28 protein-coding genes and 1 pseudogene are annotated in these 24,063 nt (G+C 64.9%); 14 read left to right on the top strand and 15 right to left on the bottom strand.

Translation table 11 applies throughout. The features are described from left to right. Nucleotides 1-72 precede the first annotated feature (72 nt). Nucleotides 73-644 (top strand): annotated as a pseudogene (locus ACZBJS_RS33095) (hypothetical protein). Between the two features lie 178 nt (nucleotides 645-822). On the opposite strand, the gene ACZBJS_RS33090 reads toward ACZBJS_RS33095, so the two are convergent. Then, nucleotides 823-1,545 (bottom strand): TetR/AcrR family transcriptional regulator, encoded by a 723-nt coding sequence (locus tag ACZBJS_RS33090; protein ID WP_316397370.1) that lies wholly within the window; start codon nucleotides 1,543-1,545, stop codon nucleotides 823-825. A 112-nt stretch (nucleotides 1,546-1,657) separates the two neighbouring features. Here ACZBJS_RS33090 and ACZBJS_RS33085 point away from each other — a divergent pair, with 112 nt between their 5' ends. The 5 genes from ACZBJS_RS33085 (at nucleotide 1,658) to ACZBJS_RS33065 (ending at nucleotide 5,860) form a co-directional block, all read left to right on the top strand. Then, nucleotides 1,658-3,061 carry a carotenoid oxygenase family protein gene (locus tag ACZBJS_RS33085; protein ID WP_092085002.1) on the top strand — a complete coding sequence of 468 codons (1,404 nt, stop codon included), beginning with the start codon at nucleotides 1,658-1,660 and terminating at the stop codon, nucleotides 3,059-3,061. 243 nt (nucleotides 3,062-3,304) lie between these two features. Beyond that, a complete protein-coding gene (locus ACZBJS_RS33080; RefSeq protein WP_176936999.1) occupies nucleotides 3,305-3,880 on the top strand; it encodes a hypothetical protein in 576 nt (191 codons plus the stop codon). A 46-nt stretch (nucleotides 3,881-3,926) separates the two neighbouring features. After that, the gene (locus ACZBJS_RS33075) at nucleotides 3,927-4,481 is read left to right on the top strand and encodes an inner membrane-spanning protein YciB (protein WP_316397371.1); all 555 of its coding nucleotides are present in this window, start codon (nucleotides 3,927-3,929) and stop codon (nucleotides 4,479-4,481) included. Between the two features lie 118 nt (nucleotides 4,482-4,599). Continuing rightward, complete coding sequence (locus tag ACZBJS_RS33070; RefSeq protein WP_028337138.1) at nucleotides 4,600-4,896, top strand: hypothetical protein; 297 nt, start codon at nucleotides 4,600-4,602, stop codon at nucleotides 4,894-4,896. 19 nt (nucleotides 4,897-4,915) lie between these two features. After that, nucleotides 4,916-5,860 carry a hypothetical protein gene (locus tag ACZBJS_RS33065; protein ID WP_057018344.1) on the top strand — a complete coding sequence of 315 codons (945 nt, stop codon included), beginning with the start codon at nucleotides 4,916-4,918 and terminating at the stop codon, nucleotides 5,858-5,860. Here the strand turns inward: ACZBJS_RS33065 and ACZBJS_RS33060 are convergent. Both ACZBJS_RS33060 and ACZBJS_RS33055 read right to left on the bottom strand, forming a co-directional pair. Further along, a complete protein-coding gene (locus tag ACZBJS_RS33060) occupies nucleotides 5,857-6,528 on the bottom strand; it encodes a DUF429 domain-containing protein (RefSeq protein WP_316397372.1) in 672 nt (223 codons plus the stop codon). The genes ACZBJS_RS33065 and ACZBJS_RS33060 overlap by 4 nt on opposite strands. 9 nt (nucleotides 6,529-6,537) lie before the next feature. Continuing rightward, the gene (locus ACZBJS_RS33055; protein WP_038386003.1) at nucleotides 6,538-8,193 is read right to left on the bottom strand and encodes a fumarate hydratase; all 1,656 of its coding nucleotides are present in this window, start codon (nucleotides 8,191-8,193) and stop codon (nucleotides 6,538-6,540) included. A 231-nt stretch (nucleotides 8,194-8,424) separates the two neighbouring features. Here ACZBJS_RS33055 and ACZBJS_RS33050 point away from each other — a divergent pair, with 231 nt between their 5' ends. Together ACZBJS_RS33050 and ACZBJS_RS33045 are read left to right on the top strand one after the other, a co-directional pair. Next, nucleotides 8,425-8,742 carry a Kazal-type serine protease inhibitor family protein gene (locus tag ACZBJS_RS33050; protein ID WP_057018342.1) on the top strand — a complete coding sequence of 106 codons (318 nt, stop codon included), beginning with the start codon at nucleotides 8,425-8,427 and terminating at the stop codon, nucleotides 8,740-8,742. Between the two features lie 109 nt (nucleotides 8,743-8,851). Next, nucleotides 8,852-9,307, top strand: coding sequence for a hypothetical protein (locus ACZBJS_RS33045; protein ID WP_371852106.1), 456 nt, complete (start codon nucleotides 8,852-8,854; stop codon nucleotides 9,305-9,307). Here ACZBJS_RS33045 and ACZBJS_RS33040 read toward each other — a convergent pair whose 3' ends face one another. After that, nucleotides 9,308-9,748 carry an SRPBCC family protein gene (locus tag ACZBJS_RS33040; RefSeq protein WP_057018341.1) on the bottom strand — a complete coding sequence of 147 codons (441 nt, stop codon included), beginning with the start codon at nucleotides 9,746-9,748 and terminating at the stop codon, nucleotides 9,308-9,310. Beyond that, nucleotides 9,748-10,074 (bottom strand): ArsR/SmtB family transcription factor, encoded by a 327-nt coding sequence (locus tag ACZBJS_RS33035; RefSeq protein WP_316397373.1) that lies wholly within the window; start codon nucleotides 10,072-10,074, stop codon nucleotides 9,748-9,750. The genes ACZBJS_RS33040 and ACZBJS_RS33035 overlap by 1 nt, the downstream gene beginning before the upstream one ends. Before the next feature lie 146 nt (nucleotides 10,075-10,220). On the opposite strand from ACZBJS_RS33035, the gene ACZBJS_RS33030 reads away from it, so the two are divergent. Together ACZBJS_RS33030 and ACZBJS_RS33025 are read left to right on the top strand one after the other, a co-directional pair. Continuing rightward, entirely contained in the window at nucleotides 10,221-10,895 is a 675-nt protein-coding gene (locus tag ACZBJS_RS33030) for a methyltransferase family protein (RefSeq protein WP_057018340.1), read from the top strand. Nucleotides 10,896-10,904: 9 nt separating this feature from the next. Beyond that, entirely contained in the window at nucleotides 10,905-11,261 is a 357-nt protein-coding gene (locus ACZBJS_RS33025) for a GFA family protein (protein ID WP_057018339.1), read from the top strand. Between the two features lie 101 nt (nucleotides 11,262-11,362). On the opposite strand, the gene ACZBJS_RS33020 is transcribed toward ACZBJS_RS33025, so the two are convergent. Beyond that, the gene (locus ACZBJS_RS33020; protein ID WP_316397374.1) at nucleotides 11,363-12,070 is read right to left on the bottom strand and encodes a glutathione S-transferase; all 708 of its coding nucleotides are present in this window, start codon (nucleotides 12,068-12,070) and stop codon (nucleotides 11,363-11,365) included. 153 nt (nucleotides 12,071-12,223) lie between these two features. Here ACZBJS_RS33020 and ACZBJS_RS33015 point away from each other — a divergent pair, with 153 nt between their 5' ends. Next, a complete protein-coding gene (locus tag ACZBJS_RS33015; protein WP_229191792.1) occupies nucleotides 12,224-12,631 on the top strand; it encodes a DUF3606 domain-containing protein in 408 nt (135 codons plus the stop codon). A 119-nt stretch (nucleotides 12,632-12,750) separates the two neighbouring features. Here the strand turns inward: ACZBJS_RS33015 and ACZBJS_RS33010 are convergent, their stop codons facing one another. The 9 genes from ACZBJS_RS33010 to flgB form a co-directional block, all read right to left on the bottom strand. Continuing rightward, nucleotides 12,751-13,428, bottom strand: a complete 678-nt coding sequence (locus tag ACZBJS_RS33010) for a hypothetical protein (protein WP_018272461.1) — start codon at nucleotides 13,426-13,428, stop codon at nucleotides 12,751-12,753. A gap of 151 nt (nucleotides 13,429-13,579) precedes the next feature. Then, entirely contained in the window at nucleotides 13,580-14,542 is a 963-nt protein-coding gene (locus ACZBJS_RS33005; protein ID WP_057018337.1) for a Tim44 domain-containing protein, read from the bottom strand. Nucleotides 14,543-14,784: 242 nt separating this feature from the next. Then, nucleotides 14,785-17,355, bottom strand: coding sequence for a cell cycle histidine kinase CckA (gene cckA, locus ACZBJS_RS33000; RefSeq protein ID WP_316397434.1), 2,571 nt, complete (start codon nucleotides 17,353-17,355; stop codon nucleotides 14,785-14,787). 142 nt (nucleotides 17,356-17,497) lie between these two features. Beyond that, nucleotides 17,498-18,571: a flagellar biosynthesis protein FlhB gene (gene flhB, locus ACZBJS_RS32995; RefSeq protein WP_316397375.1), complete on the bottom strand. Its 1,074-nt coding sequence runs from the start codon at nucleotides 18,569-18,571 to the stop codon at nucleotides 17,498-17,500. Between the two features lie 11 nt (nucleotides 18,572-18,582). After that, nucleotides 18,583-19,353 (bottom strand): flagellar biosynthetic protein FliR, encoded by a 771-nt coding sequence (gene fliR / locus ACZBJS_RS32990; RefSeq protein ID WP_016844767.1) that lies wholly within the window; start codon nucleotides 19,351-19,353, stop codon nucleotides 18,583-18,585. An 18-nt stretch (nucleotides 19,354-19,371) separates the two neighbouring features. Next, nucleotides 19,372-19,635 carry a flagellar biosynthesis protein FliQ gene (gene fliQ / locus ACZBJS_RS32985; protein WP_016844766.1) on the bottom strand — a complete coding sequence of 88 codons (264 nt, stop codon included), beginning with the start codon at nucleotides 19,633-19,635 and terminating at the stop codon, nucleotides 19,372-19,374. Between the two features lie 145 nt (nucleotides 19,636-19,780). Continuing rightward, nucleotides 19,781-20,092 (bottom strand): flagellar hook-basal body complex protein FliE, encoded by a 312-nt coding sequence (gene fliE / locus ACZBJS_RS32980; protein WP_057018333.1) that lies wholly within the window; start codon nucleotides 20,090-20,092, stop codon nucleotides 19,781-19,783. A 26-nt stretch (nucleotides 20,093-20,118) separates the two neighbouring features. After that, nucleotides 20,119-20,544: a flagellar basal body rod protein FlgC gene (gene flgC, locus ACZBJS_RS32975; protein ID WP_018272466.1), complete on the bottom strand. Its 426-nt coding sequence runs from the start codon at nucleotides 20,542-20,544 to the stop codon at nucleotides 20,119-20,121. 39 nt (nucleotides 20,545-20,583) lie between these two features. Beyond that, the gene (gene flgB / locus ACZBJS_RS32970) at nucleotides 20,584-20,994 is read right to left on the bottom strand and encodes a flagellar basal body rod protein FlgB (protein ID WP_076825629.1); all 411 of its coding nucleotides are present in this window, start codon (nucleotides 20,992-20,994) and stop codon (nucleotides 20,584-20,586) included. 359 nt (nucleotides 20,995-21,353) lie between these two features. Here flgB and ACZBJS_RS32965 point away from each other — a divergent pair, with 359 nt between their 5' ends. From ACZBJS_RS32965 to ACZBJS_RS32955, 3 genes are all read left to right on the top strand, one after another. Further along, complete coding sequence (locus tag ACZBJS_RS32965) at nucleotides 21,354-22,298, top strand: flagellar biosynthetic protein FliO (protein ID WP_316397376.1); 945 nt, start codon at nucleotides 21,354-21,356, stop codon at nucleotides 22,296-22,298. Beyond that, nucleotides 22,295-23,047, top strand: a complete 753-nt coding sequence (gene fliP, locus ACZBJS_RS32960) for a flagellar type III secretion system pore protein FliP (protein ID WP_253607883.1) — start codon at nucleotides 22,295-22,297, stop codon at nucleotides 23,045-23,047. The genes ACZBJS_RS32965 and fliP overlap by 4 nt, the downstream gene beginning before the upstream one ends. Nucleotides 23,048-23,134: 87 nt before the next feature. Continuing rightward, on the top strand, nucleotides 23,135-24,022 hold the full coding sequence (locus tag ACZBJS_RS32955; RefSeq protein WP_316397377.1) for a hypothetical protein: 888 nt from the start codon (nucleotides 23,135-23,137) through the stop codon (nucleotides 24,020-24,022). Nucleotides 24,023-24,063: the final 41 nt, after the last annotated feature.

Here is a 24,063-nt window from a genome sequence, read left to right as displayed (position 1 = left end):
ATGTCAGAGACAAAGTAACGTCCGGATCGCAGGTTTCCCCCGATGAAATACCTTGCTTTTGCAACAGTCTTTATGACGGCTGCCGGCGCAAGTCCCGGCCATGCCGGCTCTGTGGCGATCAGCAGCAGCTACTCATCGACCGCGCCGAAGGCCTGCCGCATGATCGGCAAGCCCAGCGAAGAGGACGGCAGCACCACCAGGGTCTGTCCGGGAAAATCCGGGCTTGTGGTGCTGATCAACGAGGGCGACCTGCGCGAAGTGGTCTCGGTCGGCCGAAACCGCGAGGCAGCAGCCAGGGAACCGGCCGCGCGGGCCTGGTTCGGCCCGTTCAGTTCGACCGGCGACAGGGTCGAATGGCGTGCAGCCGGCGGCAAACCGTTTGCGATCATCAGCGCTGGCAGATCGCCGACAACAGCGAACTGGACAAGCGCGGCGGTCCTGTCTCGCGGGCAATGCTCGCCGTGACCCGGCTGCCGCCGGGCGATGTCTGTCATGTCGCCTATGTCGACGTCGCGGCCAATCCCAACGCCAACGAGTTGGCGCGGCAGGCTGCCGATGATTTCGCCCGCGATTTCAAATGCGGCACGGATACGGTGAAGACGATCGGACAGAGCGGCCGGACCACGTCGCTTGTGAGGCGCTAGTGTGCTGAATGCGAAGTTCGTGCGATTTCGCGGCAGCCACTTTCACGAACTTCGCATTCATAAAGCACACTAGAATCATAAGTTTGCTAGTGTCCTTATCGAATCCGAAGTTCGCTCCGAAGGTACGGCAAATGATGCGAACTTCGGATTCGGGACACTAGCCCAGGGGCAGCACTGGTTATTGCCGCGCCGAGCGGCCCGCGGACAATCGCAGCATCGCGGTCAATAGCGTTTCCGCGGATGTGCCCTCGGGCGACCGATCCAGAATCGTCTTGAGGCGTCCGTCGAGCAGCAGCATGGTGAAACCATGCACCAGCGACCAGGCCGACGCGATCGCGGCGGCCTGATCCAGCGTAAGCTGCTCCTTGGAAATCTGCTCGTGCCGGCTAGCGCCGACGCCGCGGGTCAGCCCTGCGAACGAAGCCTCGGACGCCTCGTGCAGCGACGGGCGCGAGTGATCAAGCCGCTCGCTGCGGAACATCAGCCCGTACATGCCGGGATGTGCCTGGGCATAGGCAACATAAGCCTTGGCGCTCGCCACGCCCTTCTCGGGCGTCGTGGCCGCCGAAGCGTCCGCAGCCGCCATTGCCAGGCCGAATTGCCGGAAACCGATCGCCGCGAGTTCGCTGAGCAAACCGGTTAGATCGCCGAAATGATGCGTCGGGGCGGCGTGCGATACGCCGGCCTCGCGCGCCACCGCACGCAATGTCAGCCCCGCCAATCCATCACGCTCGAGCACGCGCTCGGCGGCCTTCAACAGTGCCTCATGCAGATCGCCGTGATGATACGGCGTGTCGTTGGCGCGGCGCCGTTGGACCGGACGAGCTGCCGTAGTCCGCGCAACCCGGCGGGTCGGAGCCTGTGCCGGAGTCGCCTTGTTTTCTTTGGAGATTCTTGCCATGCGGCCTTATAGGTCGCAATTTTTACACTGTAAAGATTTTGCTTGACGATCGGCGGCGTCATCCTTACTGATATCTTTACGATGTAAAGATCATAATGCAGGGAGATGCGGAATGCTCGACCAGGTCACATCCAACGCGGCGCGCACCAATCTGGCGCCCATCCCATTCGAAGCCGACGCGCCGTTCCTGAAGATCTCGGGCGAATTGCCGCGCGAGCTGAACGGCACGCTCTATCGCAACGGCCCCAATCCGCAGTTCGAGGCGCCGGGTGCGCACTGGTTCGTCGGCGACGGCATGCTGCACGCCTTCCATCTCGAGAACGGCCGCGCCAGCTACCGCAACCGCTGGGTCCGTACGCCGAAATGGCAGGCCGAGCACGATGCCGGTCGCGCGCTGTTCGGCGGCTTCGGCCGCAAGATGCCGGATGCGCCGGCCACCACAACGACGGACGGCGGCGTCGCCAACACCAACATCATCTTCCATGGCGGCCGCCTGCTCGCGCTCGAGGAAGGCCATCTGCCGACCGAGATCGAACCCGGCACGCTCAATCGCCTCGGCTATTGCGACTACAAGGGCGCGATCACAGGCCCCTTCACCGCCCATCCGAAGATCGATCCGGCGACCGGCGAAATGGTGTTCTTCGGCTACAACGCCGCGGGTCCGCTGACGCCGGCGCTGTCGTTCGGCGCGGTGAGCTCGTCCGGCGTGGTGACGCGGTTCGAACGCTTCGAGGCGCCCTATGCCAGCATGGTGCACGACTTCATCGTCACCGAGAATCATGTGCTGTTTCCGATCCTGCCGATCACCGGCAGCATGCAGCGCGCGATGCGCGGACAGGCGCCCTACGCCTGGGAGCCGGAGAAAGGCGCCTATGTCGGCGTCATGAGGCGCAGCGGCGCGTCAAAGGACATCGTCTGGTTCCGCGCCGAGACCTGCTACGTTTTCCACGTGATGAACGCGTGGGAAGACGGCAACCGCATCATCGCCGACGTGATGCAGTTCGAGGAAGCGCCGCTGTTCAATCATCCCGACGGCTCGCCGACCGATCCGCAGAAGAACCGCGCGCGCTATTGCCGCTGGACCTTCGACCTCTCCGGCAACACCGACCGCTTCACGCAAACCTATCTCGACGACCTCACCGGCGAATTCCCCCGCGTCGACGATCGCCGCGCCGGATTTGCCAGCAATCACGGCTGGTACGCCTGCGCCAACCCCGATCTGCCGATGTTCGGCGCGCTGTCGGGCATCGTACATGTCGACGGCCGTGGCAAGCGGCTCGGCCACTATCTGCTGCCCGCCGGCGATACGATCTCCGAGCCTGTGTTCGTCGAGCGCAGCGCTGACGCCGCAGAAGGCGACGGCTGGCTGCTCGCGGTGGTCTGGCGCGCCCGCGAAAACCGCAGCGACCTCGCCGTGTTCAACGCGCAAGATGTCGAAGCGGGCCCGACCGCGCTGGTCCATCTCGGCCACCGCGTGCCGGATGGATTCCACGGCAATTGGGTGGGGGCGGAGTAGCCAACGACCACTCCGGACGTCAGTGCGCCAGCCTCTCCACGCGTCATGCCCGGGCTTGTCCCGGGCATCCACGTCTTTGTCGCCGCTGACCGAAAACGAGCGGTCGCCACTTTATGTTATTGGCAAATCTTGGATTTTTCTGCCACCTCACGATTTTGACACTGTAAAGATTTCGCTTGACGCCTCCGTTGCCCACCATTAGTATATCTTTACACTGTAAAGATAAAGCCGATGAGGCTCACCATGACGATCTTCCTGATCCTCGCTCCCTACGGCGCCTTCGCCATGCTGATGCTGGTGACCTCGGCCACGGTGAGCCTGCTCAGTGCCGCCCTGATCTGCCTCGCTGCCATCGCGTTCGATGTCGCGCGCGGCCGCAGCATCAAGATCCTCGGCGTCGGTTCGGTCGTCATCTTCGCCGCGATCGGCTCCTACCTCACCTTCGTCGATGCGACGCTGAGCAACACCGCGGTGAAGATCGCAGTCGATGCCGGCATCCTGCTGGTGTCGCTCGGCTCGATCATGATCGGCCGTCCCTTCACGCGGCAATATGCGCTGGAGCAGGTCGATGCCGAGACCGCGAAGCTGCCCGGCTTCCTCCATGCCAACTACCTTATCACCGGAGCCTGGACCGTCGCGATGCTGCTCATGCTGATCGGCAACGTTGCGGTGCTATACGTGCCGGCGCTGCCGCTGTGGACCGGCCTCTTGATCGCCTTCGCCGCACGCAATGCCGCGGTCGGCTTTACCCACTGGTATCCGCACTATCGCGCGGTCAAGGACGCGACGCCGCCGGCCGGCGCGCTGCCCTCACGCTAGACGCTGCCATCATCACAACCATTATCCCGAGGAAACGGAAACCACGATGAAGAGCGTATTTGCCAGGCTTGCGAGCGACTTCCTCTCCACCATCGTCTTCCTGGTGGTCTATTTCGCCACCGACAATGTCCTGATCGCCACCGGCGTTGCGATCGCGGGCGCGATCGCCCAAGTGGTCTATGCGCGCGTCAAGGGACAGGCGCTCGGCTACATGACCTGGGCGAGCCTTGGGCTGGTGATCGTGCTCGGCGGCGCGACGCTTTTCACCAACGATCCGCGCTTCGTGCTGGCGAAGCCGGCCATCGGCCACATCGCGATTGGCGCGATCATGCTCAAGCGCGGCTGGATGCTGCGCTATCTGCCGCCGATCGTGACCGAGACGATTCCGGAATACGCCACCCTCGCCGGCTACGCTTGGGCCGGGCTGATGTTCATCCTCGCCGCCGGCACCATTGCGATCGCGGCGACCGGCGACATGAAGCTGTGGGCATTCTACGTGTCGGTGGTGCTGGTCGGCGCCAAGATCGCCGCCTTCGCGATCCAGTATGTCGCCTTCCGCGTCCTGGTCGGAAGCCGGCTGCGCGCCGCCGCCCGCGCCTGATCGCCGCAGCCGCGAACTAGGCGCGCAAGGCAAGATGGGCTATACCCGCGCACGCGTTTTCTTCGCGCGAACGGTAGCCATCTCGCTTGAAAGCGCCTTACCTGGAGGGGAGACATCAATGGCGGTGGACGGAAACTGGAATCTCACGATGACGACGCCGATGGGCGAGCGCAAGGCGACGCTGTCGCTGGCAAGCTCCGGCGGCACGCTCACCGGCACGCAGGGCGCCGAGGGCAATTCCACCGAAATCTTCGACGGCACCGTGAACGGCGACGACGTCGCCTGGAAGGTTTCCATCACCAATCCGATGCCGCTGACGCTCGAATTCACCGGCAAGGTCTCCGGCGACGGCATCTCCGGCGAGATGGGCATCGGCCCAATGGGCAGCTTCCCTTTCACCGGCACGCGGGCATAACCGCGGCACACGCACACGCATGCGCATCCTGGCATCCGTTGCCATCATGGCGTTATCAGCCACGACGGCTTCCGCGCAGCAGGCAAGCGAAGCCGAACCGGCGTGGCGCGCGAGCGCGGTCGCGCTGGTGCCGACCGGATATGTTGCGGGCACCTCTTCCACCACGGATACCGCCGGTACCACCGGCTACCTCGCGGTCTATGCCGCGAGCGCGGACGACCCGAAGACGCCGGCAAGCGTCTTCGCGCCGCGTCAGATGATGGTCGTGACGCTAAGCAAGGACGGCACGCGCGCGCTGTCGGCTGAACTGAAGCCGCGCGGTCCGAGCGACATCGCGACCGGAAATGCCGACGGGGCGGACAATGACTTTGCCGCGCGCCAGGCCGAGCTTGACGCGAACCGAAACGCACTGCCCGCTGGCACCGAGCCATGCGACCTCGGCGCCTGGTCGGAGGACAAGGACCTCGCAGGCCTCAACGTGCGCGCCGAGCCGTCGGTGAAGGCACGCGTGCTCGGCAAGCTGCCGCCACCCTACCATCTCAAGATGGGCGGGGCTGAGAACACGCCGGAGGGCGGCTGGCTCACCGAGTTTCGTATCATCGGCTTCAAGGACGGCTGGTTTCTGATCGAAGGCGCGATGCCGCCGGGCAAGGCCTATGAAGATGACAAGCGCTATCCGCGCAACGCGCCAAAGCCTTATGCCGGGCGCGGATGGGTTGCCGCCAACAAGGTCGGCGCGAGCTACGCCAACGGCTACACCCGCATGGGCGGGCTGTTCCAGGCCCCCTTCGTCGACGCCAAGTGGACGCCGGCGCTGCGCAAGCTCGGCGGTGAGTTCGATACCGACGATGGTCCGAAACGCATCCTCGCCTGCAGCGGGCACTGGGCGCTGGTGGAGAGCCATGACGGCGTGCGCGGCTGGTGGCGCAGCCTGTGCTCCAACCAGGTGACGAACTGCAGCTAGAACCAGATCTGCATCGGCAGATCGTACGCGTCTCGCTGCGGCGCTTCGGGAACGCTTCCGCATGGTTCGCGCGCAGCCAGCGCCACTGCACATGCATCCAGCACATCGTCGCGCTTCGCGCCGGTGCCGGTCCGAACTTCCGTCAGCCAGCGATCGATCTCGCGGAAGCCTGATCGCTTCAGCAGCCTGCGTCGGAGCGCATCGCCCTCCTCCGACTTCTTGCGCGGCAGAGACGCATCGCCGTTCAGCCGCAGGAACACCAGTTCGGGATGCACCTCGCGGATATCGCGCGTGGCGTTCGCGCGCACGAACGCATCGACCTCCATGATCTTCGGCCCAATGTGCCAGAGCTGGCGCGACACACGGGTCTGGCCGCGGCGCCGCGCTTCCTCGTTCGCCGCATCCGGATCATCAAACTCCTGCCACAGCCAGCGCCGCGCGCCGGTGAAGACGCGCGAGCTGTGCGGGCGCAATCTTACGCGCGCGAGAAGGTCGCAATCGCGCTCGCCGTCATCGGTCAGACCGATCGGGATATCGATCCCGGCGCGATCGAACGGACGCGAAAGCGCGTCCGCAATGTCGCTGTGAAAGGAAATCGTACGCTGGTCGCCGTCGATGGTGACGGCGACCCAGCCCTTGGAGAACCCGTCGAGGCCGACCGCAATCAACCCCGATCCTCAACCGAGATTCAATTCCTTGAAGAAGTCGTTGCCCTTGTCGTCGATGATGATGAAGGCCGGGAAGTCGACCACTTCGATGCGCCAGATCGCTTCCATGCCGAGCTCGGGATACTCGACCACCTCGACCTTCTTGATGCAGTGCTCGGCGAGGTTCGCCGCGGCGCCGCCGATCGAGCCGAGGTAGAAGCCGCCATGCTTCTTGCAAGCCTCGCGCACAGCGACCGCGCGGTTGCCCTTGGCAACCATCACCATCGAGCCGCCGGCCGCCTGGAACTGGTCGACGAAGGAGTCCATGCGTCCCGCCGTGGTCGGGCCGAACGCACCGGAGGCGTAGCCATCGGGCGTCTTGGCGGGACCGGCGTAATAGACCGGATGGTTCTTGAAATAATCCGGCAACGGCTCGCCCTTCTCCAGCCGCTCGCGCAGCTTGGCGTGCGCCGAGTCGCGCGCCACGATCATGGTGCCGGTCATCGAGACGCGGGTCTTGATCGGATATTGCGACAGCGTTGCGAGGATCTCCTTCATCGGCTTGTTGAGGTCGATCTTGACGACCTCACCGCCGAGCGACTGCTCCACCGCGGGCAGATACTGCGCCGGGTTGTGCTCGAGCTCCTCGAGATAGACGCCGTCCCTGGTGATCTTGCCGAGCACCTGGCGGTCCGCCGAACAGGACACGCCAAGCCCAATCGGCAGCGAGGCGCCGTGACGCGGCATCCGGATCACGCGCACGTCATGGCAGAAATACTTGCCGCCGAACTGCGCGCCGACGCCGAGCGACTGCGTCATCTTGAGGATTTCCTGCTCCATCTCGAGATCGCGGAACGCATTGCCGTCGGCCGAGCCGTGGGTCGGCAGCGCGTCGAGATAGCGCGCCGAGGCGAGCTTCACGGTCTTCATGCAGAGCTCGGCCGAGGTGCCGCCGATCACGATCGCAAGGTGGTACGGGGGACACGCCGCGGTGCCGAGCGTCAGCACCTTCTCCTTCAGGAAGGCCAGCAGCCGGTCCTTGGTCAGCACCGAGGGCGTCGCCTGGAACAGGAAGCTCTTGTTGGCGCTTCCGCCGCCCTTGGCCATGAACATGAACTTGTAGGCATCATCGCCCTCGGCGTAAATCTCGCACTGCGCCGGCATGTTGTTGGCGGTGTTCTTCTCCTCATACATCGACAAGGGAGCTACCTGCGAGTAGCGCAGATTGCGGCGCAGATAGGCATCGCGCGCGCCTTCGGACAGCGCGGCCTCGTCGTCGCCGTCGGTGATGACGTTGCATCCCTTCTTGCCCATGATGATCGCGGTGCCGGTGTCCTGGCACATCGGCAGCACGCCGCCGGCCGCGATGTTGGCATTCTTCAGGAAGTCGAAGGCGACGAACTTGTCGTTGTCGCTGGCTTCCTTGTCCTCGAGGATCGAGCGGAGCTGCTTCAGGTGGCCCGGCCGCAGATAGTGGTTGATGTCGCCGAAGGCGGCCTCGGAAAGCGCCCGCAGCGCCTCCCGCGACACCACAAGCATGTCCTTGCCCAACACCTTCTCGACCCGGACGCCCTCGCTCGTGACCTTCTTGTAGGGCGTGGTGTCGGCACCAAGCGGGAACAGAGGCGTGTGCTTGTAGGGCGGAACGGGCTTCTGCTGGTCGGGAAAAGCTGAGGGGGCGTTCATGAGCTGCTCGTCGGTTTCGAAAGGCCGGTGCCGGCCGCGAGGCCGCCGGCAATGTAGAGCCGTTCTAAGCCTTTTTCCGACAAAGGAAAGGGAAGCGGGCCGCCTTCCAGCCATGCGCGGGACCGGCAATCCACGTGCTATGTTTCATGCCATCGTAATCCCAAGTTGCCACAACGCCGGCAAGCCGCGGAACGGCCAAGGAAACCATCAGGAAGCCATCAGGAGACCTTCATGAAGACAGCGCTTTTCGTCTGGTTCGCGGCGCTGGCCTTGTTGATCGCGATCCCGACCGGCGCCGATGCCGCCCGCCTCGGCAGGCCCTGCGGCGGCCTTGCCGGACTGCAATGCGGCAGTCGCGGCCAGTTCTGCCAGTTCAAGCCCGGGACCTGCGGCCGCTTCGACCAGACCGGCACCTGCGCGTTCCGCCCGACGATCTGCAACAAGATCTTCAAGCCCGTATGCGGCTGCGACGGCAAGACCTATGGCAATGATTGCGAGCGCCGGGCCGCCGGGGCTTCCAAAGCGCAGGACGGCAGGTGCGCGTCCTGACGTGGCCATATTGACGCGCTCCGCGGGAGCCTGCATGTAGCTTCGCGTACTTTCATACCGCGGGGGGTATTTCGTGACAGCATCGTTGCGCCGACGCTTGCCTTTGAGCATCCGCTCCACTCTGCCGGCCGCGCTGATCGCGCTGGCGACGGTTTTCGTCGCAGCGACCGCGCATGCCGATCCCTGCGTTGATATCGCCAAGCAGCTCGCCGGCCAGATCGACGGACTGAAGGTCAATTTCAGCGCCGCCAACATCACCTACCTCACGCATCCGGCGGCAAAGGAATTGTCGCTCGGCTGCCGCGGCAAGGATTATTCGATCGAGCTCTACGCCAAGACCGATCGCAAGATGAAGCCGGAGTTCTTCAACCTGGTCGGCTCCGCCACCGCGCTGATCTTCACCGTGCCGAAGGACGACGCCGTCACCGGCACCTCGCGCTGCCTGAAGCGCATGGGCATCTTGCGCGGCAACACCATCACGATGCGCTATCGCCGCCTCAACCTCGAATGCACCCGCAACAAGACCGACGCTTCGATCACGGTTCGCCGCGGCAACAACGAGTGATCAGCCTTCGCTGGTGATGCGCGCGATGGCGTCGAGCACCCGGCCCCATCCCGGGCTCATCATGTCGAAGGCGAAGCGGTTGCCCGGCAGCACGAAGCCGTCATGCACCATCCGCAGATGGGTGCCGCCCTCGACCGGCGTCAGCGTCCAGGTGACGATCGTGTCGAGCTTCGAGCCGTATTCCGGATTGGTATCAGCACCGCCCTTCCAGGAGTAGCGCAACAGGCGCGGCGGATCGCAATCCAGCACCTCGCAATGCACGACACCGTCCCAGTCGCCCATCGGCTTGGTGTGGAAATTGAAGCGATGGCCAACGGCCGGCACGAAATCGTTCGGCATCAGCCATTTCGCGATCCGATCGCTCGTCGTCAGCGTTCGCCAGATCTTCTCGGCCGCGTAGGGCAGCACCTTCTCGACCGTGATCGCGTGCGTCTCACCCATCACTCACTCTCCTTCAACAGCCGTTCCAGATTTGCGAAGCGCTCGACCCAGAACGTCTCGTAGTGGCCGAGCCAGTCGATCAGCGGACCGAGCCCCTTCGGCGCGATGCGATAATGGATATGCCGGCCCTCGCGCCGCTCGGCGACCAGCCCGGCATCGCGCAGCGCGCGCAGATGTTGCGACACCGCCGGCTGCGACACCTTTGAACCCTGCACCAGGCCGGTCGCGGCGATCTCGCCTTCCCGCGCAATCCGCTCGAACACTGCCCGCCGCGTCGGGTCCGCGAGGGTCTTCAACACATCGGTCAGCTGCGTGGCGGCGGGCATGAAAATATATAAGCAATTGCTTATATGATTGTCAATACAGTCGCGACGCTGGAACGTCTCGCCTGCTCCGAAAGTTGATCGCTGCGGTCGCATGTTTGCCGGGAAAAGGGTGCGATAATAACGACTGGAATCGCGCGGAGCCGCTCATGATCGCAAAGCTCCTTCTGCAGAATACCTTCTTCGTCATCACCATGGCCGTGCTGCTGTTTGCCTTCGCAGGTACGCTGCACTGGCCCGGCGCGTGGGTCTATCTGATCGCCTCGGCCGTGATCGGCCCGGCCTGCGGGCTCTGGCTCGCCAAGGTCGATCCCGGGCTGCTGGCCGAGCGCATGCGCCTCACCGCGCGTGAAGGCCAGCCCACCGAGGACAAGCGGTTCATGCTGGTGTTCCTGGTCGTTGCCGTGCTGTGGTTCGTCGCGATGGGGCTCGAGCGGCGCTTTGGCGGCGTCAATGACGGCGTGCCGCTGATCGTGCTCGGCCTTGTGCTGTATCTGGTCTCGACCGTGGCGATCCTGTGGGTGTTCCGCACCAACTCGTTCGCCGCGCCAGTCGTGAAGGTGCAGACCGAGCGCGACCATCACGTCATCTCGACCGGTCCCTACGCGCTGGTCCGCCATCCGATGTATACGAGCGTGATGCTGTTCTTCATCGGCGTGCCGCTGACGCTCGGCTCCTGGTGGGGCCTCGCCTTCGTGCCGGTGTTCTTCGTGATGTTTGCGATCCGCACCCGGATTGAGGAGCGCACGCTGGTGACGGGATTGTCAGGCTACGCCGATTATACGGCACGGGTGCGCTACCGCCTCGTGCCCGGGCTGTGGTGAGGGATCATCATGGCGGAGAAGACCTACACCGGCGGTTGCCATTGCGGACAGGTCCGCTTCGAATGCACCACCGATATGGCCATGGTGACGGCCTGCAACTGCTCGATCTGCACCAAGAAGGGCCTGCACTTCGTGTTCATGCCGCCGTCGAGCTTCCAGCTTCGCGCCGGCGCCGAGAACCTCAAGGAATATCTCTTCAACCGCCATGCGATCCGCCATCAACTTTGCGTCGATTGCGGCGTCGACGTGTTCGCGCGCGGCAAGAAGCCCGACGGCACCGACATCGTGGCGCTGAATGTCAGCTGCATCGATGGCATCGATCTGTCGAAGATCGCGATGACGCCGGTGGATGGGCGGAGCCGGTAGCCTTCCACGCCGTCATTCCGGGGCACGCGGAGCGTGAACCCGGAATCCAGAGATTGTGGCGCGAGATTCCGGGTTCGCTTCGCGCCCCGGAATGACGGCGATCACAAATCCAGCGCCTTGTAGCGCCGGAAAATGCCCTCTTCGTTGAAAGGAATCCGCCGCTCGCTGGCCAGATACGTCTGGATGTTCGGCCGCTCGGCGACGCGATCGCGCAGCGCGATCAGCCGCGGGATCTTTTTCTCGAACGTCGCCATCCGCTTCGGAAACGCGTAGCGCAGGCCGTCCACGATCTGGAACAGCGACAGGTCGGCGTAGGTCAGCCGACGGCCGGTGACGAACGCACCGCGGTTGGCCTGCACGAGATCCTCGAAATAGCCGAGATATTTCGGCACCCGCGAATCCCAGAACTCCTCGGCGCGCTTCTTCGCCGGAGCCTTCTGGTCTTCGTAATACAGCGATGGCCCGAGCGGATGATGGGTATCGTGGATCTCCACCACGAAGTCCGCGATCGTCAGCTGCAGCTGGTGCACCCAGAGCTTTCCGCCCTCCGCCTTCGGCGCCAGGCCGTGGCGCGCGCCGAGATAGAGCAGGATATTGGCGGTCTGCCCGATCGTGAGACTGCCGGCCTTGAGGAACGGCGGCGCGAAGGGCGGCGCGCCCTTGTGTGCCTCCATCATCTTCGTCATGGCACCCATGCCGCCCTTGGCGCGCGCGACATCGGTGTAGCCGGCGCCCGCATCCTCGAGCGCGAGGCGGACATACTCGCCGCGGCCCTGGATCATCGGCCAGTAGTAAAGCTGATAGTGCATGCACTTACCTCCGAAAACTTCGCCGCATCGGTTCGCTTCACCTCGATCGTAGCCACGCCGCGGTCAGATCGTCCATCGCGCATCGCTGCCTGTGCGAACCGCACCGAGGCTGCTAAGGTTCCAACGTCGAATCTTTCGATGAGGGATCATCTTATGGCGGACAGCAAGAAGAAGCGGGGCGCGGCAGATCGCGCTCTGATCGCGTTGAGCGAGTCCTACGAAGTTGCGTACTGGTCCAAGAAGTTCAAGGTCACGCCGGCGAAGCTGAAAGCTGCCGTCAAGAAGGTCGGGCATTCGGCCAAGAAGATGGAAGCCTATTTCAAGGAGCAGCGCCACAAGGCCGCCGACCGCGCGCGGATCGCGATCAGCGAGCCCTACGAGGTCCGCTACTGGTCGAAGAAGTTCAAGGTGACCCCTGCCCGGCTCAAGACCGCGGTCGCAGCCGTCGGACATTCCTCGAAGAAGGTCGAAGCCTATTTCGCGGCCAAGAAAAAAACCGCGAAGAAAAAGAAGGCTGCGAAGAAGACCGCAAAGAAGACCGTCAAGCGCAGGAAGAGCTGAGCGCGATCGCACTATCCCGTCATTGCGAGGCGCGAGGCGACGAAGCAATCCATCGCTCCGTGCGTACGGCAGGATGGATTGCGTCGGTGCGCTCGCAATGACGAAGCAGATGCGCTCTCTCAGTTCGCCGCGAAGCAGTACAGCAGGCCGTCGCCGCCGGTGCTCTTCAGGTCAGCCTGGGAGCAACCGCCGTCGGGACCGCGCGAGGGATGCGACGTGTTCCAGGATTTTGAGGGCTCGTCGTCGCGCAGGCCCTTGCGGTCGAAATGCCCGAGCATGGCGGCGCCTTGTGTGCTGCTTGTCCAGTTCTTGCAGGTGCGGTCCTCGCCGGCCGCAAATGCCGTACCGTCTGCTTGCGAGCCCGTCAGCACGTCGTGGCGGTTCGGCGTGTCGCCGGCACCGTTGACGACCTCGCCCTTCTCGGACAGCGCGGTCTGCTTGGTGAGATTGTTGCCGGCGCTGTGCAGGTCGGCGACGTCCTTGGCGACCACGACCCCCTTTACATTCTTCCAAGGTCCCTTGCCGATACGATCGCGCGCATTCTCCGCTGCCTTGCCATCGGCCGCCTGAGTCGAGAGATAGGCGCGCCAGGTCTTCGGCGCGCCGAAGCCGGCGGCCTGCGCCAGCGTCTGGCAATGATTGTCGGCGCCGGCGAGCCCGCCGAGATTGCCGCCGTTGCCGATGCCGTTGCTGGTCAGGAAGAAGCTGGTGTCGGCGGTCTGCGCCGCCGCCGGCGGCGCCGCCACGACGACGAACGCAAGACAGGCCGGAACCGCGATCTGCGCAACGATCTTCATCTCAATCCTCCCGATGGTTGTTATGGTCCGCTGAGATCAACCCGCAGGCCCTCCGGATATTCCGGCGCCGCGACATGTGAATGAAGGCACAAAACAAAGGCGCCGCGGACGAGGCCGCGGCGCCTTGTATCTGTCATTCTCCGGCAACCGATCAGTTGGTCTGCTGGATCGCCGAAAGCTCCCAATTGCCGCCGCGCTGGCGTACGAAGGTCCAGACCTCAGTGACCTCCTCCGGCTGCGTGCTGCCGCCGACCTGACGGCCGGTGCCGCGCTCGAGCGTGGTGTCGACCAGCGAGTAGCGCATCGCGACCGTCGCATACTCGCTGTCGCCTTCGCGCCAGGCTTCCGCCAGATCGCCCTGCAGCAGCTTCACATTGGTCACCTTGTTGGTGACGTTGCGCGCCTTGTTCTCCTCGAGATCCTTCGAGAAGTACGACACCATCTCCGGCGTCGCGAGCGTGTGCAGCTTCGCGATGTCCTCGTTCGACCACGCGGTCTGGATGTCGCCGAGCAGCCGTTCGAACGTCTCATAGTCGCCAGGCGCGATCTCGACCGGCGCATTCGATCCGCCGCCAAGGCCGAAGCCGAAGCCCGAGCGGGCGTTCGCCTGCGGACCGGGGCCGACGTCGGGGCCACCGGCATAGGCGGCCGCCGGCGTGTTGCGGCGCTGCCACCACGACATCGCAAGGCGAACCACGAGCACGATCAGACCGATCTGCAGCAAGAGGCCGAGCATCGACGACAAGCCGCCGAGACCCGAGAACAACCCGCCACCGAACAGCATGCCGAACAGGCCGGCGCCAAGGAAGCCCGCGGCCAGGCCGCCGAGCAGGCCGCGGCCCATTCCGCCGCGACCAAACAGGCCGCCGGAATTTGCCGCCGCCGGCGAGCCCATGTTCGGGCTACCGGGCTGGCTGAAGGTGCGGTTCATCGGCGCAACCGAGCCCGGCGCCGTGTTGGTCGAGGGCGGCGCGGAGAATGTCCGCGAGCCGCGCGAGCCGCCGCCGCCAACGCGGGCGTCGGCCGCCGAAACGGTCATCATCACGGGCAGCGCCAGTGCCATCGCGACGGCGATCGCCCGAACAATTCCACGCGTGCGTTGCGAGAAATTCATGTTGGTTTCCTCAAAGGATTCCCCGGCATGGGGAAACGCCCCTAAGATGGGCAGGGACGGTTAAAAGTGAAGCGGGAAACGGGAACCGCGGCTGCGGCCCTCGGTCGCGGAGATGTGACACTATGGTCCTTATGGATGCGACGGCGCGTCCTACCGCGGGATGAGGCCCGGTTTCAACCACAGTTACCGCGGAATTTCGCCTCGCACTTGCGAGAAGTAAAGCCGGTTGCCGCGGCAACCGGCTAGTTCGCCGTCATGGTTTCCTTCACCGCGGCGACCAGCTGCGTCAACGTGAAGGGTTTCGGCAGGAACGCGAACTGCTGGTTCTCCGGCAGGCTCTTCTCGAAGGCGTCCTCGGCATAGCCTGAGACGAAGATGATCTTCAGCTCCGCGTTGCGGCTGCGCATTTCCTTCAGCAGCGTCGGGCCGTCCATCTCCGGCATCACGACGTCGGAGACGACGAGATCGACAGCGCCGTTCTTCTCCTCGAACGCTTCCAGCGCCTCGACGCCGTTCGCCGCCTCGATCACGCTGTAGCCGCGCGAACGCAGGCCGCGCGCATTGAGCGAGCGCAGGCCGTCCTCGTCCTCGACCAGCAGGATGGTGCCCTGCCCGGTCAGATCCGGCTTCGGCTTGGCGGCTTCCGTGGCGGCGGCGGTTTCCATGGCCGCACCGTTGCCGGCCTGGGCCTCAGGTGCGACCTCCTGCTCCTGGCGATGCCGCGGCAAATAGATCCGGAACGTGGTGCCGCCGGCCGGCACGGAATCGACATAGACGAAGCCGCCGGTCTGCTTGACGATGCCGTAGACCGTGGACAGGCCGAGGCCGGTGCCCTTGCCGACTTCCTTGGTCGAGAAGAACGGCTCGAAGATCTTGTCGATGATCTCGGCCGGAATGCCGGTGCCGGTGTCGGCGATCTCGATCTTCACATAGTCCGCCGCCGGCATGCCCTTGTTGGCGAGCTGGGCGGCCTCCTCGGTCGGTACATTGGCGGTGCGGATGATCAGCTTGCCGCCGTCGGGCATCGCATCGCGCGCGTTGACCGCGAGATTGACCACCACCTGCTCGAACTGCGAGACGTCGACCTTCACCGGCCACAGGTCGCGGCCATGCACGAGGTCGAGCTTGACCTTCTCGCCGATCAGCCGGCGCAGCAGCATGGTGAGGTCGCTCAATGCATCGCCGAGATCGAGCACCTGCGGCCGCAGCGTCTGGCGGCGCGAGAATGCAAGCAGCTGCCGCACCAGCGTCGCGGCGCGGGTGGCGTTCTGCTTGATCTGCATGATGTCCTGGAACGACGGGTCGGTCGGCTTGTGCGCGTTCAGCAGGAAGTCGTTGGCCATCATGATGGCCGACAGCACGTTGTTGAAGTCGTGCGCGATGCCGCCGGCGAGCTGGCCGACCATCTCCATCTTCTGCGACTGGTTGATCTGGTTTTCCAGCGCGCGCCGCTCGGTGGTTTCGAGCATGTAGACGATCGCGGTCTCGGCGTCGCGCTCGTCCTTCTCGACGGTGGTGACGAAGAACTGGGCAAAGCGCTCCTTGGGCCCGTCGAGCATCACCTCGACCGGCGCGATGTCGCCCTGGCCCTCGGCCGCCTGGTTGATCGCGGCGATCAGCAGGCCGCGGTCGCGCGGATTGACGGCGCGGAAGATCGACTTGGCGGCGCCGCCGTCGCCGTTCAGGCCCTGCGCCAGCTTGGCATAGCGCGCATTGGCGCCGACCACATTGCCGCCGCGATCGACGGTCGCGATCGCCATCGGCGTATGGTCGAAGAAGCGCATGAAGCGCACCTCGGCGGCGCGCTCCGGATCGGAATGCTCGTCGCGGGCGCGGCTAATTACCAGCGTGCGCGAGGCGCCCGCCGCGCCGTCGGAGCCGAAAGCGAGCTTGTGATAGAGCCGCACCGGCACGGTCTTGCCGCCGCGCATCCGCAGGTCGATGTCGAACACCTCGGTCTTGACCTCGCCCGGCACCGCCGCAATCGAGGTCAACAGCGCCGCGCCGTCGCCCGAGACGATGTCGGTCAGTTTCAGGCCGCCCGAGCCGATCTCGGCCAGATCGTAGTCCAGCCAGTTGGCCAGCGTGGCGTTGACATAGGCGATCTCGCCGGCCGGATTGACCGAGAAGAAGCCGCATGGCGCGTGATCGAGATATTCGATCGCGTGCCGCAGCTCCTGGAACACGTCTTCCTGGCGCTCGCGGTCGCGGGTGACGTCGGCGATCGACCAAACCGCATATTTCGCATCGCGCTTGCCCTCGCCGAGCGGGCGTACCCGCAGGCGCAGCCAGCGGCCCTGGCCGGCCTCGTGACCGGCGAGGCGGACCTCCTCCTGCTGCCGCTTGCCCTCGCGCGCAGCCTTCAAAAGGCGGAACACGGCCTCGGAGACGTCGGGGTTGCCGATGAAGACGCGCTCGACCGGACGGACCTCCTGCGGCCCGGCCGCGCCGGTCAGCGTGAGATAGGCGGCGTTGGAATAGACCACGTGGCCGCGGGAGTCGGTGACGACGAGCCCTTCCTGGGCCTGGTCGGCGATCCGCGCCATCACCGGATCATCGGTGGCGCGGTCGGAGAAGCGGATGATGCCGGCGGCAAGGGCGAACAGGTTGAACAGCCCGACGGTGGCGAGCAGCGCCAGCACGCCGAGAATATAGGGCTGCGCCTCGGTGCGGCCGATGGTCATCAGCCAGACCGCCACCGCGACGATGCCGGCGGCGATCAGGACCACCAGCAGGATGCTGCCGTTCCGCCGCGCTGGCCCGTGGGCCACGAAAGGCTCGGTCACGGAAGGATCGTTGCTATCGGCGGTCATCTGGAGAGACATGGCTCGTCTGCATCACGAAGGCGACCGGCCGGCCACCTCGCCCCTGAGTGCCTGAATCGGACCCGAAAACGCAAGTCCAACAGGCGGCAATTTCGCAAGTTACGCGCATTTCAAGCGGGTTTTCCGCCCCTTACTGCCGCAGGCCGGACAGGCCGCGCCTCAGCCGCATCACGTAGCCGATGATTTCGGCAACCGCGTGATAGTGCTCGACCGGGATCTCCCGGTCGAGCTCGACCGTCGCATAGAGCGCCCGGGCCAGCGCCACGTTCTCCACGATCGGAATGTCGTGCTCCTTGGCGATCTCCCGGATCTTGAAGGCAAGATTGTCGACGCCCTTGGCGACGCAGATCGGCGCCGACATGCTGCGGTCGTAGGCCAGCGCCACCGAATAGTGGGTCGGGTTGGTGATGATCACCGAGGCCTTCGGAACCTGGGCCATCATGCGCTTCTTGGCGCGCTGGACCCGCAATTGCTTGATCCTGCCCTTGACGTGCGGGTCGCCTTCCGACTGCTTGAACTCCTCCTTCATCTCCTGCAGCGACATCTTGTGACGCTCGTACCAGGTCCGGTACTGGAAGAAGTAATCGGCGATCGCGACCGCAGCGAGGATGGCGACCACCGCCGCCAACAGGTGCACCGTCATGCCGGTGATGGCGGGCAGTAGCTCGGCCGGATCGACCCGCAGGAAGGATTCCATCCGCATCCGGTCGGGCCACAGCACCGCGACCATCACGGCGCCGAGCGCAATCAGCTTGAACAGGCCCTTCAGGAAATTCGCCACCGCCTGCTTGCCGAACAGCCGCTTGAAGCCGGCAGCCGGCGAGATCTTGGAGAATTTCGGCTTCAGCTGCTCGCCCGACCACACCAGCTGATGCTGCACCATGTTGCCCGCGATCGCGGCCAGCGCCAGCAACAGGAACGGCACGCCGATCGCGGCGACCACCGCGTAGCCGAGCGACTGGGTCAGCGCCAGCAGGCCGGCGCCGTCGGTGCGGATCATCCATGAACTAGCGATCAGGTTGCGCAGCGGCATCAAGATGCCGCTGCCGATCGAGCCCGAGAAGGTCGACAGCACCAAGGTGCCGCCGGCGATCACGAACCAGGTATTGACCTCCTGGCTCTTGGCAACGTCACCTTTCTCGAGGGCTTCATCGAGACGTTTTTGCGTAGGGTCTTCTGTTTTGTCTTCGGTATCGTCCGCCACTGCTTCTCCCCCTAATTCATCGGAGCGAGCTGGCGCATGACGCCGAGGAAATAGTCGAGATAGGTGTTCATCATCGCGGCGAGCACGACGCCGAAGATCAGGAACCCGACCATGATCGAGAGCGGCACGCCGACGAAATAGACCTGCATCTGCGGCATCAGCCGCGCCAGCACGCCAAGCCCGATGTTGAAGACCAGGCCGAACACCAGGAACGGCGCGGACAGCTGCAGGCCGATCTTGAAGGCGGCGGAGAAGGCCGAGGTCGCAAGCGCTGCGACATCGCCGGTCGGCATGATCTCGCCCGGCGAGAAAATGCGGTAGCTCTCGCTCAGCGCCGCAATGACGAGATAGTGGCTGTCGGTCGCAAACAGCAGCGTGAGGCCGAGGATGGTGAGGAAGTTGCCGATAATCTGGCCCTGCTGCCCCTGGGTCGGATCGACCGCGGTGACGAAGCCGAGGCCGAGCTGCTGCGCGATCACGGAGCCCGCGACGTTGAGCGCCGACAGCGTCACCCGCGCGGTCGCGCCGAGCACGATGCCGATGATGAGCTCATGCACCATCAGGACGCCGAGCGAGGAGATCGACGTCAGGTCGACATGATAGGCGTTGCGATGCAGGGGGAGGATGATCAGCGTCAGCAATAGCGCGATCGACAGCTTGACCCGCGCCGGGATGTTGCTCTCGCCGAAACCGGGCAGCAGCATCACCATCGCGCCCACGCGCGCGAAGACCAGCACGAAGATCGCGGCCAGCGCCGGCAGCAGGGAGACATCGATGCGCATGACTGCGGCATTAGTGCATCAACCGCCGATGATTCGCGATGAAATCCGCATCATGTGGCTACTGAGCGAGTCCGCCATGAACGGCAGCGCCAGCAGCAATGTGACGAAGATCGCGAGGATCTTCGGCACGAAAATCAGGGTCTGCTCCTGGATCTGCGTCAGCGCCTGGAACAGCGACACCACGACGCCGACCACGAGGCCGACCACCATCAGGGGCGACGACACCACCACGATGGTCCAGATCGCATCGCGCGCCACGTCGAGGGTTTCGGGGCCGGTCATTGTTGAGTTCTCGCTGTCAGTTGTTTGCACCGTCGTTCCGGGGCGATGCAAAGCATCGAACCCGGAACCTCGAGATCTTTGATGTGCAATTGCACATCTGAGGCTCGATGCTGCGCATCGCCCCGGGATGACGTCGCAAGCGACGTCAGATCGGCATCTTCATGATGTCTTCATAGGCCTGGATCACGCGGTCGCGCACCGAGACCAGCGTCGACACCGCAACGTCGGTGTCGGCGACCGCCGTCACCACATCCATCACGTTCGCCTTGCCCGAGGTCATCGCCATGGTCTGCGCGTCGGACTTCTTGCCCGCCTCCAGGACGCTGCCGACGGAGTCCTTCAGCAGCGCGCTGAAGGATGGGCCGGCGACGGCCTGCCCGGCCTTCTCGGCGCCGCCGCGCTCCATCATCTTGGCGAGATTGGCGTAGGCGTTGGCGGCGACTGTCGGTGAAGCCATGATTTACGTTCCCTGTTCTTGTTGCGTCAGGACTTGAGGATGTCGAGCGTGCGCTGGATCATCCGCCGCGTCGCGCTGATGATGTTGAGGTTGGCCTCGTAGGAGCGCTGGGCGTCGCGCATGTCGGTCATTTCGACCATCGCATTGACGTTCGGATATTTGACGTTGCCCGAGGCGTCCGCCGCCGGATTGCCCGGCTCGTGCTTGACCCGGAACGAAGACTGGTCGGGGCGGATCCGGCCCAGCGCCACGACCTGGGCGTCGAGTGTGCGATCGAGCGTGGAGGAGAAGGTCGGCACCTTGCGGCGGTAAGGGTCGCCGCCCGCGGTCTGCGCCGTCGAATCGGCATTGGCGATATTTTCCGAGATCACCCGCATGCGCCCCGCCTGCGCCCGCAGGCCTGAGGTCGCGATGCTCATCGAGCGGGCGAAATCGCTTGTTCCATCTGCCATGGGATCCTCCTGCCGCCGTCAGGCGGGCTAACCCTTGCTCTAGCCCTTGCCGATCGCAGTCTTCAGCAGATGCAGGCTGCGGCTGTAGAGCGAGGTGACGGCCGCATAGTCCATCTGGTTGGCCGACACTTTCAGCATCTGCTCCTCGAGATTGACCGCGTTGCCGGCCGGACGGGTCTGGAACCCGCTCTTGCCGCGATCGTTGTCGAAGCTGTCGGGCGCGCCGGACGCCGCCATGTGGGTAGCGCTGGTCTGCATCATCGGCAGCGTCCCCACGCCGCCGCCAACCGTGGCGCCGGCCCGGTCGAACTTCGGCTCGGCCAGGTCCCGCGGCCGGAAGTTCGGCGTGTCGGAATTGGAAATGTTCTCGGCGAGCACCCGCTGGCGCTCCTGGTGCCACTGCATCTTGGTGCGCAACGCCGACAGGATCGGGAGATCGTTCATGGCCATCGCCGCGGCTCCGTTAACCTCAGGGCTCTTCCGAGGTAGGCAGAATTTGCCCGGTGTATGGTTAACGGGTGGTTAAAATGCCGGACGGATCCGTGGAGAACGCCGCAACTGCGGCCTGCGAGCGCATTTTCGCCACGAATGCTGCGTTAACCAGCACAAACCAAGACAGCGTGGGGCGCTGAGAAGTCGTTTTGGGACAAGCGATTCTTGGTTTATTAATAGAACAGTGGGCTGCAAGCCGCTGGGAATTAAGAAATAAGGCGAATCTCGGGCGCGATTCGCTGCGCAAACCGCACCTATCAATCCGCGCCCGTTGATGGCGAAAGCTGAGGAAGGCCAAGATGGCCGGGGACTCCAATATGCAGGTCATTACATTCGTCTTGGCATTCGTTGTCGTGCTGGCGCTGATCGGCGTGACCGCATGGCTCGTCCGCCGCTTCGCCGGAAACCGCCTCGGGGCCAACGCCAACCGCGGGCGCATGCCGCGCCTGGCGGTGATCGACGCTGCCGCCGTTGACGGGCGCCGCCGCCTGGTGCTGGTCCGCCGCGACAACATCGAGCATCTCCTGATGATCGGCGGCCCCACCGATATCGTCGTCGAGCCGAATATCGTCCGCGCGATGCCCGCGCGCGATCAAATGTCGACCCGCCCCGCGGTCGCAGCCGATGCCGCGCCGCCGCGCGTGGCGCCGCTTCCGGATGCAGCCTGGAACGAGAGCGAAGCCGCCCGCTCCGACAATTTCGACCTTCCCGAGCCGGAGCTGCCGCCGCGTCAGACACGGCCCTCCTTCGCCGACGAGCTGCGCCGGCCCGCGCCGCCGATCGCCGAGCGTCGCAGCGATCCGCTCGCGGGCTTCACGCCCGAACGCGGCGAGCCGCGGCCCGATCCGATGCCGCCACGCCTGCCGCCGCGCTCCGAGCCGGTCGTCCCGCGTCCGCCGCGCGGCACCGCCGAGCCGCCGAAGGCGCCGCCACCGCTGCGCACAACCGAGCGCGCCGTGACGCCGCCGCCACCGCCTCCCCAGGCACCGCCGCCGGCTGCAACGCAGGCGCCTCCGGCTCCGCCGCCTCCATCGAACGCCGACGCCAATCTCGCCGAGATGGCGCAACGGCTCGAAGCGGCGCTGCGCCGCCCGGCCGGCGCCGGCGAGACCGTCGCGCCGCCGGTTGCGCCCGAGGCGCCGCCGGCGCGCCCGCAGCGCAGCGAGCCGCCCGCCCCGCCCGCCAGCGGACAGAAGAGCGGGTTCGAAAATCTCGAGGACGAGATGGCCTCGCTGCTCGGCCGACCGAAGAATCCTTCGTGAGGCCAGGGGCAGTCCCGCGTAGAGTTTTTTTCATCGCTGTCCTGATCGCCGCCGGATCCCTCGCTGATCCGGCGGTGGCGCAGGATATCAGCATCAATCTCGGCGGCGGCAATGGCGGCGTGACCGAGCGCGCGATCCAGCTGATTGCGCTGCTGACGGTGCTGTCGATCGCGCCGTCGATCCTGATCATGATGACGTCGTTCACGCGCATCGTGGTCGTGCTGTCGCTGCTGCGCACCGCGCTCGGCACCGCCACCGCGCCGCCGAACTCGGTGATGATCGCGCTTGCGATGTTCCTCACCGCCTTCGTGATGGGGCCGGTGCTGCAGAAATCCTATGACGACGGCATCAAGCCGCTGGTCGCCAACCAGATCGGCGTTGAGGACGCGTTGCAGCGCGCCTCGGTCCCCTTGCGCGGCTTCATGCAGAAGAACGTCCGCGAGAAGGATTTGAAGCTGTTCATGGACCTCTCGGGCGAGCCGCCGCCGGCGACGCCGGAGGAGATGTCGCTGCGCATCCTGGTGCCGGCCTTCATGATCTCCGAGCTGAAACGCGCCTTCGAGATCGGCTTCCTGCTGTTCCTGCCGTTTTTGATCATCGACCTCGTGGTCGCCTCGGTCCTGATGTCGATGGGCATGATGATGCTGCCGCCGGTAGTGGTCTCGCTGCCGTTCAAGCTGATCTTCTTCGTGCTGGTCGACGGCTGGGCCCTGGTCGCCGGCAGCCTGGTGCAGAGTTACGGCGGGTAGCGCCCTGCGAAACATTCATGGCCCGTCAGCTGGATCGGCCACACCGTTGCACTATCATGCGCGGCACCGCATCCAGGGAGCCGCGCCGTGCAGCAGCCATTCGACCGCGCCGCAGAAGATCTCGGCAACGCCATCCATCTCGAACATGTCAACGTGCAGGTGCCGGACCAGCGCCTCGCCACGCTGTTCTACGTCGCCGGCATCGGGCTGACGCGCGATCCCTATCTGATGGTCTCCGACAGCAACATGTGGGTGAATGTCGGCCGCAGCCAGTTTCACCTGCCGAGCGGCCGCCAGCAGGTGCTGCGCGGCCACACCGGCATCGTGATCGCCGGGCGGCAGGCCCTGCTGCAGCGGCTCGCCGCGGTCGCGCCCAAGCTCGAGGGCACCGCGTTCAGCTATCGCGAGCGCAACGATCACGTCGAGGCCACCTGCCCCTGGGGCAACCGGCTACGCTGCTTCGAACCGGACGCCGAACGGTTCGGGCGCATCGCGCTCGGCATGCCCTATGTCGAGTTCGAGGTGCCGCGCGGCACGGCTGAGGCGATCAGCCGGTTCTATCCTGAGATCATGGGCATCCCCGCCAGCGTCGTGAACGGCGACGACGTCGTCGCGCGCGCAAAAGTCGGCAAGGATCAGTATCTGCAATTCCGCGAGAGCGACACTGCGCAGGGCGAATTCGACGGCCATCACATCCAGATCTACATCACGGACTTCTCGGGCCCCTACCGGCGACTGCGCGAACGCAATCTGGTCTCACGCGAGGACAATCAATACCAGTACCGCTTCTGCGACATCGTCGATCCGGCCGACGGCCGGCATCTGTTCACCGTCGAGCACGAGGTGCGCAGCGCTACCCACCCGATGTATCTGCGGCCACTGGTCAATCGCAATCCGGCGCAGACCAACCGCACCTTCGCCAACGGCTACGACCAGGCGCCGTGGGCGATGGGGCCGGACCAGTATGACGGCTGAGCGCGCGCTCTTCGGCGTCACGTCATGATCCGCAAATTCCA

It is taken from the genome of Bradyrhizobium sp. KZN70725, assembly GCF_055264925.1.
This window is presented reverse-complemented; position numbering and strand designations above follow the sequence as displayed.